At 69.8% G+C, this 13,590-nt stretch carries 10 protein-coding genes; 8 read left to right on the top strand and 2 right to left on the bottom strand.

Going from position 1 to position 13,590, the window contains the following annotated elements:
* The first annotated feature begins 100 nt into the window (after nucleotides 1-100).
* The gene (locus ACFVV1_RS25610; RefSeq protein ID WP_389993384.1) at nucleotides 101-526 is read left to right on the top strand and encodes a hypothetical protein; all 426 of its coding nucleotides are present in this window, start codon (nucleotides 101-103) and stop codon (nucleotides 524-526) included.
* 53 nt (nucleotides 527-579) lie between these two features.
* Here ACFVV1_RS25610 and ACFVV1_RS25605 read toward each other — a convergent pair whose 3' ends face one another.
* Nucleotides 580-999 (bottom strand): transposase, encoded by a 420-nt coding sequence (locus ACFVV1_RS25605; RefSeq protein ID WP_389993381.1) that lies wholly within the window; start codon nucleotides 997-999, stop codon nucleotides 580-582.
* A gap of 188 nt (nucleotides 1,000-1,187) precedes the next feature.
* Between ACFVV1_RS25605 and ACFVV1_RS25600 the strand changes: the two genes are divergently transcribed.
* Nucleotides 1,188-1,838 carry an IS701 family transposase gene (locus ACFVV1_RS25600; protein WP_389993411.1) on the top strand — a complete coding sequence of 217 codons (651 nt, stop codon included), beginning with the start codon at nucleotides 1,188-1,190 and terminating at the stop codon, nucleotides 1,836-1,838.
* A 106-nt stretch (nucleotides 1,839-1,944) separates the two neighbouring features.
* Here the strand turns inward: ACFVV1_RS25600 and eccCa are convergent, their stop codons facing one another.
* Nucleotides 1,945-6,003, bottom strand: a complete 4,059-nt coding sequence (gene eccCa / locus ACFVV1_RS25595) for a type VII secretion protein EccCa (RefSeq protein WP_389993379.1) — start codon at nucleotides 6,001-6,003, stop codon at nucleotides 1,945-1,947.
* 407 nt (nucleotides 6,004-6,410) lie between these two features.
* On the opposite strand from eccCa, the gene eccD reads away from it, so the two are divergent.
* The 6 genes from eccD to ACFVV1_RS25565 all read left to right on the top strand — a co-directional run.
* Nucleotides 6,411-7,817 carry a type VII secretion integral membrane protein EccD gene (gene eccD / locus ACFVV1_RS25590; protein ID WP_389993376.1) on the top strand — a complete coding sequence of 469 codons (1,407 nt, stop codon included), beginning with the start codon at nucleotides 6,411-6,413 and terminating at the stop codon, nucleotides 7,815-7,817.
* 44 nt (nucleotides 7,818-7,861) lie between these two features.
* Nucleotides 7,862-9,481: a type VII secretion protein EccB gene (gene eccB, locus ACFVV1_RS25585; RefSeq protein ID WP_389993373.1), complete on the top strand. Its 1,620-nt coding sequence runs from the start codon at nucleotides 7,862-7,864 to the stop codon at nucleotides 9,479-9,481.
* Nucleotides 9,482-9,900: 419 nt separating this feature from the next.
* Nucleotides 9,901-10,236, top strand: a complete 336-nt coding sequence (locus tag ACFVV1_RS25580) for a hypothetical protein (protein ID WP_389993370.1) — start codon at nucleotides 9,901-9,903, stop codon at nucleotides 10,234-10,236.
* A gap of 89 nt (nucleotides 10,237-10,325) precedes the next feature.
* Complete coding sequence (locus tag ACFVV1_RS25575; protein ID WP_389993367.1) at nucleotides 10,326-10,634, top strand: WXG100 family type VII secretion target; 309 nt, start codon at nucleotides 10,326-10,328, stop codon at nucleotides 10,632-10,634.
* Between the two features lie 196 nt (nucleotides 10,635-10,830).
* The gene (locus ACFVV1_RS25570; RefSeq protein ID WP_389993365.1) at nucleotides 10,831-11,295 is read left to right on the top strand and encodes a type VII secretion system-associated protein; all 465 of its coding nucleotides are present in this window, start codon (nucleotides 10,831-10,833) and stop codon (nucleotides 11,293-11,295) included.
* A 128-nt stretch (nucleotides 11,296-11,423) separates the two neighbouring features.
* Nucleotides 11,424-13,590, top strand: a 2,167-nt coding sequence (locus ACFVV1_RS25565; RefSeq protein ID WP_389993408.1) for an AAWKG family protein, incomplete at its 3' end; no start/stop codon positions are given.

Raw genomic sequence — 13,590 nt, 5'->3', positions numbered from 1 at the left:
GCTGGAGCGGGCGAAGAACTTCCCGTCCTGAAGGCCGGAGGCCGCAGAGGCGGCGATTGGGCAGTTCATCGAGGCCGAGCGGAGCGGGCAGGCCGCCGCCGTGCTCCCCGCTAACACTTCCGTCCAACCCTTCGTCGACGCCCTGACCGAGTTGGTCCAAGCGCAGGCCGACACTGCCGGCTTCGTCGTCCTGCACCGCTGGGCGGAGATCCTGGAACGGCATTTCCCGTCCCAGCTTCCCGGCGCCGACCCCAAAGGCACCACGATCAACTGCAACGAGGCCTGGGTGAAAAACCTCGACGAAGACCCCGTGCCGCTGATCAGCCTGCTACGTCTACTTCAGGGCCTGCGTTCGACCGGAGCCGCACACCCTCGCAGCAAGGATTGGCGGGCCACGCTCGTTCGCACGGGCCTGGACACGCTGCAGCCCGACGAGCAATTCGTGAAGGTGGTCGACCTCACCGCCGGCGCGCTCGACGCCCTTGCCATACTCGCGGATGGGCACAAGGCGGATACACGGAGCTGAACGTCGCTGAGGGACCTCAGCTTGACTCTGTCGGGGATCTTGGAGGGTCGAGGTCAGGTGCCGAGGGTGCGCCAGGACTTCGATCGGGGAATCGCCTGCTGGTCCAGGAAGGTCTGGAAGGCGGTCGGCGGTCTCGGTGAAGAGGTTTCCTCCGTCACTGACCGGGCGCTGAGTCGTTCGACGTTCACGGCGATGGCCGTGAGTACGTGTTGCAGGTGGGCTTTGGGCTGTCCTCGGTAGCGGCAATGGCGCATGCCGTGTCCGTGGGCGAACTCGTTGATGGTGCCCTCCACTCCGGAGCGGACCGCGCAGCGGGCCTTCCATTCGGATGTCTGCTGCTCGGTGCGGACGCGGACTTGCAGGTCGCGGAGTTCTCGCGGAGGAAAGCCCACGTTGCGGGCGCTCTCGCGGGAGCTGGTGCACCGGGGGCGGTCCGGACACGGCTGGCACTGGCTCTTGGTGAACCGCGCCACGATAACGCACCCCCACCACCCGAACTTCAAGCCCTGATCAACGCCGTCGGCGCAGGCCACCCACTTAATATCTACTCCCCGGATTAACAAACCACCGTAGGGCTTTGTTAGGTACCCCGGATGTTCGGTCAGGGGTAGGATTGTGATCTTCTTTCAGATGTGACACCTGAGGAGATGGAAGACCCGGTCTGCCGGTCGTCGCCGACGCGGGATACGGCGACGCCACCGGCTTCCGCGAGGGCCTGACCGAGCGCGGTCTGACCTACGCGGTCGCGGTCAAGGCCACCACGACCGCCTACCCGGGCGATGCGAGGCCCGAACGCCCGCCGTACTCCGGACAGGGCCGCCCTCCCGTGTCCGCCTACCCCCAGCCGCACACCACCCTGCGCGCGCTGGCCCTGGCCACAGGACAAACCGCCACCCGCACCATCACGTGGCGCCAGGGCAGCAAGGCCACCAAACGCAACCCGAACGCCGACATGCGCTCGCAGTTCCTGTCACTACGAGTTCGCCCGGCCAACCGATCGATCCGGCGAAGCGCCGACGGCTCCCTGCCCGAATGCTGGCTGCTCGCCGAATGGCCCCACGACGCCGCCGAGCCCACCGACTACTGGCTGAGCACCCTGCCCGCCAACACTCCACTGCGCGAACTGGTGCGAACCGCCAAGATCCGCTGGCGAGTTGAGCACGACTACCGCGAGCTCAAGGAAGGCCTCGGCCTGGACCACTTCGAAGGCCGCAACTACCTCGGCTGGCACCGCCACGTCACCCTCGCCTCCCTCGCCCAAGCCTTCTGCACCCTCCTGCGACTCGACCCAAAAGCCCCTGCGCCGGCCTGACCCTCTACGCGGTCCTCCGTGAACTCCAGGCCCTCCTGGCCACCTGGACCGGCGCCTGCTCCATATGCGGCCAACCCGCGCCGACCCCGGAACCCCACCATCGCACTTAACAAAGCCGTACTAGAGCCGTCTGCATCAGCCGCGGCCTGCGGCGGGCGATGTGAAGGGCTCGGCCGGGGGGGAGGTTGCGGGGTTTCACGTCGCCGAAGAGGCGGCCTTCCGTGGGCGGGCAGGAGAGCAGGACGGCAGGATTGTTGGCCTCGTCGAGCCGGCGGATGAGCCCGTCGCTGAGGCCGCGTCCGGCGCCCATGGCGCTGCGGGCGACGACCACGTGCAGACCCATCTCGAAACCGAGGGTCAGATTCTCGAAGAGCGGCTCGAACGGACTCTGGAAGGAGTTGCCGGAAACCATGTCGTAGTCGTCGACCAGGATGAACAGACGTGGGCCGGTCCACCAGTCGCACCGGCGCATACGGGCGGGGGCGATATCGGCGCCGGGGACACGGGTCTTCATCGCGCGGGCTGCGCCCTCGATGGTCTCCTTGAGGTTGTCCAGGGAGATCACGTGCCCGATGCGGTACTCCTCGGGGATGGCGTCCACCAGGGTGCGGCGGTAGTCCACCGCGATGATCTTCGCCTCCTCCGGGGTGTAGCGGTCGGTGATGCCCTTGGTGATGCGGCGCAGCAGGTTGGTCTTGCCGCTCTCGGTGTCGCCGACCACGAGCAGGTGCGGGGTACGGCTGAAGTCGTGCCAGACCGGTTCCAGGGCGTCCTGGTCGATGCCGAGCGGGAGACGCATGCCGCCGCCCTCGGTGGGCTCGGGTGCGGGGAGTTCGGCAAGCGGGAGCCGGTGCGGCAGCATCCGGATCTGCGGGGCGGCTGCGCCGGACCAGTGCCGGGAGACTTCGGCGACCAGGTGGGCGACGCCCTCGCCGAGGTCGTCGAGGGAGCCGCTGCCGTCCAGGCGGGGTAGGCCGGCCAGGAAGTGCATCTTGCTGTCGGCGGTGATGCCGCGACCGCCGCTGCGCGGCACCGAGCGGGCCTTGCGCGTGTCGATCTCGGAGTCCATCGGGTCACCCATCCGCAGCTCGAGGCGGGTGGCGGCCTGGTCACGGACCTGGGCGGACAGCTCCACCCAGCGGGTGGTGGTGATGATGAGGTGGATGCCGTAGTTGAGGCCGCGGGCGGCGAGTTCGTTGAACTTAGGGATCAGTTCGTCGTAGTCCTGGCGAACCGTGGACCAGCCGTCCACCACCATGAACACGTCGCCGAACGGCTCGTCGGGGAACTTCCCGGCGGCCCGGCGGCGGCGGTAGGACTGCATGGAGTCGAGGGTGTGGTCCACGAAGAACTGCTCGCGGCGGGCGAGCAGCGTCATCACCTCGGCGACGGCCCGGTGCACCCGCTCCGGGTTGAGCCGCGCCGCGACGCCGCCGACGTGCGGAAGCGCGGCGAGCTGCGAGAGGCCGCCGCCGCCGAAGTCGAGGCAGTAGAACTGGATCTCGGCGGGGGTGTGGGTGAGGGCGAGCGCGGCGATCAACGTGCGGGCGAGCGTGGACTTGCCGCTCTGCGAGCCGCCCGCGACGGCGACGTGGCCGCCGGCTCCGGAGAGGTCCACGACCAGCGGGTCGCGTCGTTGCTCGAAGGGCTTGTCCACGAGGCCGACCGGGACCCGCAGCCTGCCGGTGCCGGACCAGCCGGCGGCGGTGAGGCCGCGCTCCGGGTCGGGGAGGATGCCCGGCAGCAGGACGTCCAGCGGGGAAGGCTCGTCCAGCGGCGGCAACCACACCTGGTGGGCGGCGGGGCCGGAGCCGCGCAGCCGGTCGAGCGCCACGTCGAGCAGGGCCTCCTCGTCGCCGGCCTCCTCGGTCTCCGGCTCCGGCTCGGGGCCCAGGGTACGCGGCACCACCCAGCCGCTGGTCCACGGCGCTACCTGGCTGGCCACCCGGGCCTGCACCACCGCACCGGTGCGGCGCCGGTACGTGCCGGAGGAATAGGCGGCGCGGAACCGCGTCAGGGCCTCCACCCCGGACTTCAGGTAGCCGCTGCCGGGCTGGGCCGGCAGTTCGTAGGCGTCGGGCACACCGAGTACGCCGCGGCTCTCCATGGCGGAGAAGGTGCGCAGACCGATGCGGTACGACAGGTGGCTCTCGAGCTGGTGCATGCGGCCCTCGTCCAGACGCTGCGAGGCCAGCAGCAGGTGTACCCCGAGAGAGCGGCCGAGGCGGCCGATCATCACGAACAGGTCCATGAACTCCCGGTGCGTGGAAAGCAGTTCGCTGAACTCGTCGACCACCACGAACAGGCTGGGCAGCGGGCCGAGGTCCGCACCGGCGGCGCGGGCACGCTCGTACTCCAGGGCGGAGGTGTAGTTGCCGGCGGCGCGCAACAGTTCCTGGCGGCGGATGAGTTCGCCGTGCAGAGCGTCCTGCATGCGTTCCACCAGGGCGACCTCGTCCGCGAGATTGGTGATGACGGCGGAGGTGTGCGGGAGTTCCTCAAGGCCGAGGAAGGTGGCGCCGCCCTTGAAGTCGACCAGGACGAAGTTGAGGGTCTCGGAGGAGTTCGTCAGGGCCAGGCCGAGGACGAGGGTGCGCAGGAGTTCGCTCTTGCCGGAGCCGGTGGCGCCGATGAGCATGCCGTGCGGGCCCATGCCACCTTGCGCCGACTCCTTGATGTCGAGGTCCACCGGGCGGCCGTCCACGCCGACCGCGATCGGCACCCGCAGCCGGGTGGAGCCGGTGTGCCGGTTGAAGAGGGTGTGCGGGTCGTGCCGGTGCAGGTCGGGGATGCCGAGCAGGGTGGTCAGCTCGACGTCGGTCTCCAGCGGCTGCGCGATGTCGGTGCCCAGACTCATCCGGCGGGGGGTGAGCAGCCTGGCCAGTGACTCCGCGCCGAGCGGACCGAGCCGGTCCGGCCGGCCGAGCGGCACGGAGCGCTCCTTGCGGCTGCGGTCGGTGCGCACCAGGCTCACCCGGTCGGCCCCGACGGTCAGCCGCAGCGTGTTGCGGCCCGGGCGCCAGCGCAGCGCCCCGGAGATGTCGAGGGCCAAGGCGTTGCGGTAGCCGTGCCCCTCCCAGCGGTGGCCTTCGGGGACGGTGACGCCGTCCAGGACGACGACCGTGTAGGGCTCGTCGCGGCCGGGGCGGGCGTCCGGGTCAAAGCCTGGGCGCTCGGCGAACTCGGCGCCGAGCAGGTCGTCGAGCTCGGTGAGGTCGGAGGTGATCCGGCGGGCCTGGCCCGCGCCGTCCTCCTCGTACGGGTCCAGCGCGTGCGGCAGCCACTTGACCCACTCCCAGTCGGGCCGCCGCTCGTCGCTGACGCAGAGGGCGAGCCACAGCTCCTCGGGCGCGTGGAACACCGCGAGCTGCCCGAGTACGGCGCGCACCAGGGCGCGCACCGCGTCGGCGCCGGGGTCGCCAGCCGGGCCGCCGCTCCCGGCCTCGCCGCTCTCACCGTACGACGGGATGCCCGGCTCGGCGGGCCCCATGCCCGAAGTCTCCTCGGGGCGCAGCAGGATTCGTGCCGAGGAGCGCAGGTAGAGGCCGAGGGGTTGTTCGGGGATGGTGGAGTAGGCGCGGATGAAGCGGCGCAGGGCGTGCGCGCAGAGGGGTTCGAGGTCCTCCACCGGGCGGGTGGAGACCGGGTTCAGGCTGAGCGCGAGCTGCTGTTCACCGACCGCGAGACGGACCTCGCCGAAGTCCTCGTCCGCCGGGCGGCGTTCCCACAGCCGCGAGGTGCGAGCCAGTGAGCGAAGCGAGGCGGGCTCCGGGTGACGCCAGGCGAGCGCCCGCTGCTGCTCCGCGATGGTGGTCCGGACCCGCTTGCGGGTCTGCGCCAGGTAGCGGAGGTAGTCGCGGCGTTCGCCCTTCAGGCGCTGCTTGCGCTCGCTGGAGCGGCGCATCAGCTGCCCCAGCAGCATGGCACCGGCGGAGAGTGCCATGACACCCATCGCCAGATACATGAAGACGCCGTTCCCGCCGCCGGGCCGCAGGAACATCAGCATCATGGACACCGACATCAGCGCCATCGGCAGATAGGTCCATATCGCCGAGGTGTCCGGCACCGTCTCGGCGAGGACCGGCGGCTCCTGAAGGGTCAATTGCCCCTCGGGCATCTCCGGTCCGCGCCTGCGGGCCGGCCGGCGAAACAGCACCACACTCACGGAACAGAACCTCCGGTTTCACTGGCCTTCCGGCCCGTACCGAATACCGGCGCACCCGGTAGTGGGAAAGACCGCACCGCGCTGATTCTCCAGGCCCCGCGTGACGCGGTGAAGGCCGGGTGAATGTTCCGAGCGGTGGCGGGGGACGGCCAACTCCCTTGATGGTCAATTGCATACCGGAAATGGTGTCCGGTCCGCAGCACGACCCGGTGGCCGCAGGCAGTAGTCTGCATTCACGGAACGCGACCTGTCCACGTGGGAGTGGTGGTCGCCGGGCGCACGGACGCGATTTCCCTGCCCGGCAACCCGGTTCCCGGCCGTGCGGAGCTTCCGTACTGTTCACACATCCCCTTTCCCCGGGGGGAGTCCTCCTGTCAAAGCCTCCACGGAAGACGAGAGTTCAGCTGATGACCGACAGTGCGGTGGCCGAATCGTGCCGCCTGACCGTACGTGCGCCGAGCATCTCCGTCGATCTGGCGGTGCCCGCCGACGTGCCGGTCGCCGATCTGCTGCCCACCCTGCTGCGTTATGTCGGCGAGGAGGCCGAGGAGGCCGGACTGGACCACGCCGGCTGGGTGCTCCAGCGGCTCGGCGACGCCCCGCTCGACGAGGAGACCACCCTGGCCCGCGCCGGGCTCGCCGACGGCGCGGTGCTCTACCTGCGCCCGCACACCGAGGCGTTGCCCGAGGCACGGCTCGACGACCTGGTGGACGGGATAGCCGACACCGCGGGCCGGCGGCTGCACACCTGGCATCCCGGGGCGGCCCGTGGCCTGTTGGTGGGCACCGCGGTGGCTACCGTGGCGGCCGCCCTCGTGCTGGTGTTCCGGCCGGGGATGACCGGCTCCGGCTTCTCCCGGGCCGCCTGCGCGGCCGTGGCCGGGCTGCTGCTGCTCGCGGGCGCGGGCTCCGCCAGCCGCGCGGTCGGCGACCGTCTCTCCGCGACGGCGCTCGGTCTGCTGGTCGCGCCGTGCTTGGCGCTGGCCGGCTGGACGCTGCCCGGCGGCGACCTGACCGGCCCGGACGCGGCGCAGGTCGTGGGCGCGCGGCTGCTCGCGGCGGGCGCCGCGGGCGCGGGCGGCGCGGTTATCGCGCTCGCCGCCACCGCGGTCGGCGCCCCGGCCCTGCTGGCCACCGCGGTGGTCTCGGTGGCCACCGCGATCGCCGGCGCCCTGATGGGGTACACGGGACTGGACGTGTCGGCCGCGGTGGCGCTGGTGGCGACGGTGGTCGCGCTCGCTGCCGGGACGGTGGCACCGTTCGCCTTCAAACTGGCCGGGATGCGGATGCCCTCGCTGCCGTCCTCGGCCAGCCAGCTCCAGGAGGGCATCGACCCCTATGCGGGCGACGAGGTCGCCGAGCGGACGGAACTGGCCGGGCGCTGGGTCACCGCGCTCTTCGGCGCCACCGGCGTCATCGCAGCGGCCGCCCTGGTCGTCCTCGCCGAGCACCCGGACCTGCCCGAGGTGCTGACCGCGCTCGCGCTGAGCCTGCTGCTGCTCCTGCACTGCCGGGGCCTGGTGCACATCGGACAGCGACTGACTCTGGCGGTCCCCGGAATCTGGGGGCTGCTGCTGCTCGCCCGAGCCTGGGCGGTGGACAGCGACGGCGACGGACGGGTGGTGGTCTTCACGGTGCTGCTCGCCGCGGCGGCCGGACTCGTGACCGCCTCCTGGACGGTGCCCGGCCGCCGGGTGCTGCCGTACTGGGGCCGTGCGGCGGAACTGGCGCACACCGGCTTCGCCGTCGCGCTGCTGCCGCTCAGCATGTGGGTGGCGGGTCTCTTCGGCTGGCTGCACAGCCTGTTCGGCTGAGCACCCCCGCACGCGGGACATGGAGAACGAGTTGAGGAGAGGCTGTGCAGTCCAAACGCGACCAGGTACAGGCCCACAGTTTCATGATGGGCAGGCTCAGTTCGGGCCTGCTGACGGCCGACCCGGACGCCCCGGAGAGCCCGCTCGGGCGCACCACCCGCGGCGTGGTCTTCGGCGTGCTGGTGACCGTCCTGATCGGCGCGGGCGCCACCGTCTACGGGCTGCTGCGCCCCGGCGGGAACGACGGCTGGCGCCACGGTGAGTACCTGGTGGTCAACCGCGACACCGGTGCCCGGTACCTGTGGACCGGCACCGACGGCGTACTGCACCCGGTGCGCAACTACGCCTCGGCGCGGCTGATCGGCGGCTCCGACCTGGCGACCGCGGACGTCGGCACCGCCTCGCTGCAGGACGTCCCCGTGGGGGCCCCGGCCGGCATCCCCGGCGCACCGGACGCCGTGCCCGGGCCCGGCCAACTCGACGCCGGTGCCTGGCACATGTGCGTCACCGGGCCGGACGGGGCGCTGCCCAGCACCTCCGGTGCCGTGGCGGGCACCGGGGTGAACAAGCCGGGGGTCACCACCGTGGTCGCCGGGGCGCCCTTGGACTCCCGCGGCGTCGGCGGTGACCGCGGGGTGCTCGTACGCGGCCCGGACGGCACCGAGTACCTGGTGTGGCGGGGCAGCAGGCTGCCGCTCGACCGCGCCTCCGACGCCCGCAACGCCCTCGGCTACGGCTCCGAGCGGCCGATGCCGGTCTCGGCGGCCTTCCTCGACGCGCTGGCCCCCGGCCCTGCCCTGAAACCGCCCACGGTTCCGGGGCGCGGCGAGGAAGGGCCCGTGCTCGGTGGCGAAGCCAGCAGGATCGGCCAGTTGTTCGAGGTCAGTGTGCCCGGGGGCGGCAGCACGTACCACCTGCTTCGGAAGGACGGCCTGGTGCCGCTGACCCGGCTCGGCGCCGCCCTGGTGCTGGGCGACCCGGCCACCCAGAAGGACGCCTACCAGGAGCGGTCGCCCGAAGTGCGCGCGGTCGGCGCGGACGCGCTGCGCGCGCACCGGGCGAAGGACTCGGGCCCCGCCGGATCCGCGGAGCTGCCGGACACGCCGCCGGTCCCGCAACCCGCGCCGCGCGGCACCGCGCTCTGCGCGCAGGTGGACGGCGACAACGGAGGCACCCGGATCAGGTCGGTGTTGGTCTCTCTGACCCGGCTCGCCCCGGTCGCGGTGTCTGAGGGAACCGCTCAGCCGCTGACGCCCGCCTGTGTCCGGACGGACGCCACGGTGGTACGACCCGGGCGCGGTGCCCTGGTCCGGGCCCTGCACGCGAGCGGCGCCGCGCACGCCGGGACCACCTATCTGGTGGCGGAGAACGGCGTGAAGTACCGCGTCCCCACCAAGGACTCGCTGGCGGCGCTCGGGTACGGGACCGGAGACATCGGCTCGGTCCCCGCACCGCTGCTCGCGGCCCTCCCGACCGGCGCGGACCTGGACCCGGCCGCCGCCTCCGGCGCCGCGGAGCCCAAGGTCACGGCTCCGAAGTGCGATGCCGACGCACAGGTGGGGGAGCGCGAGGGGAACGACGAGGTGGACAAGGCGGACAAGGGAGACACGAGAGGCGCGGGTGGCGCTCCTGGCACCGTCGGTACAGCCGACTCCACACCCTGATCCAGGCAAAGACCGCATACGGTCTCGAAGAAAAAGGGCGGGGAGGGGAACGTTCGAGCCTGAATCGGCGCCGGCGGGGCCGATTTGTCATGTGCCGAGCGCAGCGGGAAACCTCAGAAAAACCTCAGATATTCGGGCCGGCCGTACCCGCGAAATCCCGCGGATACGCGTACATCGCCGGAAGCGGGCCGCCCCGATGACCGTTCGCCTTCTTCGCCTGCCTGTATTCCGACCGAATTGCGTCACCCGGTGGGGAGTGTTCATCAAGCGGTAACTTGGGACAACTCCATTGCCACACAAGGATTCTGGCGAACTGACCCAAGCTCAAATCTTGCCCGTGGGCGTTGCGGCGAACGATGGGTTTCTTTAGCCTCAGGGCAACGGTGTGACGAGACTCGCCTCAACGAAGGGAGCGCGACATGGCTGACGGTGCCGCGAGGAAAGCGGATTATGCCAAGGGCTTGGGAGGTGTCTCCTCTCTGGAGTCGGCCCGGAGCGCGGTCGAGAAGATCCAGAACAACGTCGCCGAGATCGCCGCGCGGTCGGGCGTCGGCGGCGACGAGGGCCAGGCCCTGCTGAAGCTCTTCCGCAGCTGGAACTCCGAAGCGCAGAAGGTCGTCGTCCAGATCAGCAAGATGGTCGACGCGCTCCAGGAGAACGTGACCTCGGCCAACCGCCTGGCTAAGGAGAACCAGGACCTGACCGAGGTGCTCAACAGCAAGACAAGCCAGGGCGTCTTCGAAGCGCTGCGCTGACCCACCCCTGCGGCACCGGCCCCGTTCGAGGAGGCCGGAATCCGTGAGCTTCCCGGGCCCCGGCGCCCGGCCCCCCGAGAGGAGACGTCATGGCCGACGGCATCATCGATGTGCAGTACTCCACAGTCCGGCACGCGATCGAGGAGCTGAAGGATCAGACCCAGCAGATGATCACAGCCCTCAACCAACTTGAGGACGAGCTGAAGCCGCTCGTGACCTCCTGGGAGGGTGACGACCAGCAGATGTACCGCGGTGTGCAGGCGGAGTGGGACCAGGCCACCAAGAACATGGCCCTGCTCCTCGGTGACAGCGGCGAGCTGGTCCAGAGCATCCACGACAACCACTCCCGCGACGAGCGCAGGAGCGCCGACAACTGGGGCGCTGTGCGGGCCCGCTAGGGTCTTTCGTTCGGATCAGGCCCGTGAGCCCGGCCTGGGCCTCGACCGGGATTCCCCCTCCGTCCATCCGGAGGGGGAATCCCGGTAGCCGTCCCCCCGGCACGCGGGTGCGCCGCCCGGCCGCCGCCCCGCACGCGGGGCGCCTGCCCGGCTGCTCCGTATCCCCGTCCGGCACCAAACGGCAGGAGGACGTCCCATGACCAGCGAGAAGGCCGACATCAAGCATCTCGACCTCAAGCAGATGAAGAACTTCCGGGACAACGAGGTGCAGCCGGTGTACACCGCCGCGAAGAAGCACCGCGAGAACGGCGACGGGGCCCACATCCGGCCGCTCGGCCACCTCATCGACGGGCACACCACCCCGAACAGCCTCGCCCAGGACAAGCAACTCCTGCGCATCGGCAGGATGGTCACCGAACCCCTGGTCTCGGGGCCGAAGCTGATCGAGGGCGTCCGCACCGCGGCCGAGGCCATCGACAAGCTGCTGGGCAACCAGATGGACCTGTTCAAGCAGCTGAAGGAGGCGCTCACCGACACCATCGAGGAGGCCAGTAGAACCAAGGACAAGAACCTGAACGCGATCGACGCTCAGACGCTGCTGCAGACCTTCGTCGAGGTTGACACGCTCACCAGCGGGTCGGTGGACACGCACGGCACCTGATGCCATGCCGTGCGTGCGGGTCGGTGCCTTGGCCGCCCAACACGCTCGCGTGAGAGACACCCGGCTGCACACCCGCATGAATAGGCCGTGCACCGACACGGACGACAACCGACCAGAAAGGGCGCCCGGTGGCCGATCGGTACGATCCCAACTCCGTCGCCAACCTCGACAAGTTCGACAATGCCGGCGTCTCGTCGACCGATATCTGGGCCACTCTGGTCACCCACATCACCGGCTATCCGGTGCCGGACCGGAGCACCGTCTTCGACACGCTCCGATCCGACCACGGTGGCAAGCTCTTCCGGGGGGGCGTTACGGAGCGCAGCCTCAGCGTGCTCGTCAAGGGCTCCGGTTTCCTGACGAACAAGGGCGAGGACTACGACATCTGGTTTTTTGACAGGGGTAAGAAGCGGTCGATCATGCAGGCCCGGATCGTCTTCGAGGGGCGCGTGAAGGAGGGTGACGAGGTCATATTCGCCGGTCCCGGCTCCGACAACGTCCACGACGCGCAGGTCCGCGAAGGCAACGATTTCACGGACTACCACAAGGACAAGATGAGCACCATCCCGCTCGCCCGGTACATGAACGGGCCGCGGGCGGCGCTCCTCGGGCTGCTGGGCGGCAGCACACAGGACGCCCGGTTCAGCAACCTGGGCGTGCCCGGGGCCGACGTGGTGGACCTCAAATCCTTCGACACCACTGGAGAGTCCTTCGACTTCGCGGCCAAGTTCTTCAAGGACCACGCAGTGGTGCTGAAGGACTGGGAGGACCGTTTCGGCCGGGACGACGCCAGCTGGAAGGGTGAGGCGGCGGAGGTCTTCCGCAGTCTGCTGAAGAAGATCCGCGAGAATTACGACAGTTATGTCGAGACCTTCAACTCCACGGTCGGCACCGGAGACAAGACCGGCACCGGCAACACAGTGTACTCGCGTGCCCTGTCACTGGGCCGCACGTATCTGGAGGACTCCGCCACCAAGCTGTTGAAGGCGTGGCTGGCCTGGGCCAACTCCTCCTACTACGACCCGCACCAGGTGCTGCGTTACGTCCTGGACGACCTTGCCCAGTGGGTGGATGCGAACAACGTCGCCAAGACGGACATCAAGTCGTACACCACTGGCTACAGCACGAGCGTCAGTCACAGCCCGCAGGTTGGCTTCTCCCAGGTGCACCCGGAGTACGGCGACCTCACCAACAACGCGAACTGGGCGAAGGTCGGCGACAAGGCGGTCAAAATCTGGACCCAGGGCGTCGACGAGTACCTGGGCAAGCCCGCCGCCCAGGTGCAGTCGGCCCTGAACAACCACTTCCTCGAGCTGGGCGAAGACTTCTCCGACAAAATACCCAAACCGAAGTCGACCAGCAGGGCCTCGGTGGAGTACAAGGAGAGGAAGCTCGAGGAGGAGCAGAAGGAGATCAACCGGCAGAACGAGGAGAACCGCAGGTACCAGGACGAGTTGCGCGCGGAGCAGGAGCGGCAGCGCGAGGAGGACAAGCGCCTCCAGGTCGAGCTGCGGAACGAGCAGAACCAGCAGCGTGACGAGGACCGCAAGTACCAGGACGATCTGCGGGAGGAGCAGCGGCGCGAGCAGGAGAAGGCCAAGCGCGAGGCCGAGGAGGAGCGCAAGGCCATGGAGGAGAGCCTTGGCGGACGCAACGATCCCAACGCGGTCGCCGAGCAGAATCTCGGCAACCTCGACGAGTTGCTGAACAGAAACATCCCGGTCACCGAGAGCCTCGGCGACCTCGGCGACGTGAACAACACGGGCGGCGGGAACCAGCAGTGGTCCACGGTCGGCCCGTCCCCGATCGCCCAGAGCCTGGGCAACCTCGGCGGGCTCAACGGCGGCCCGGGCGGGACGAAGAAATCCGCCTACGCGGCCAACGAAGCGATCACCGAGAACCTCGGCAATCTCGGCGGCCTGAACAACGGCTCAGGCGGCTCCCTGGAGACCCCGACCGGTGGCACCACCCAGCTCACCGACGGCAAGGTCACCACCGACTTCCCGGACGGCAGCACCAGCACCTTCGACCCGGACAGCGGGCTGGTCACCACCACCCACCCGGACGGAAGCGTCACCACGCAGAATCTGGGCGACGGCACCCGACTGACCAATCCGGACGGGTCGGTCACCTCCCTCGGTGACGACGGCAAGCTGACCACCACGTTCCCCGACGGCACCACCCAGATCGTCGACCCCACGACCGGTCAGGCCACCTCCACCGACCCTGACGGCCACACCACCACCGAGAACCTCGGCAACCTGAACGGCCGGAACGGGCTCGGGGACCTCGGCG

Origin of the sequence: Streptomyces sp. NPDC058092, from assembly GCF_042884935.1 — a bacterium.
GTDB lineage: Bacteria > Actinomycetota > Actinomycetes > Streptomycetales > Streptomycetaceae > Streptomyces.
This window is presented reverse-complemented; position numbering and strand designations above follow the sequence as displayed.

Coding starts and splice junctions, on each gene's coding strand:
- ACFVV1_RS25575 (WP_389993367.1), top strand. CDS start 10,326: ATGGCCGACGGCATCATCGATGTGCAGTACTCCACAGTCCGGCACGCG.
- ACFVV1_RS25580 (WP_389993370.1), top strand. CDS start 9,901: ATGGCTGACGGTGCCGCGAGGAAAGCGGATTATGCCAAGGGCTTGGGA.
- eccD (WP_389993376.1), top strand. CDS start 6,411: ATGACCGACAGTGCGGTGGCCGAATCGTGCCGCCTGACCGTACGTGCG.
- ACFVV1_RS25570 (WP_389993365.1), top strand. CDS start 10,831: ATGACCAGCGAGAAGGCCGACATCAAGCATCTCGACCTCAAGCAGATG.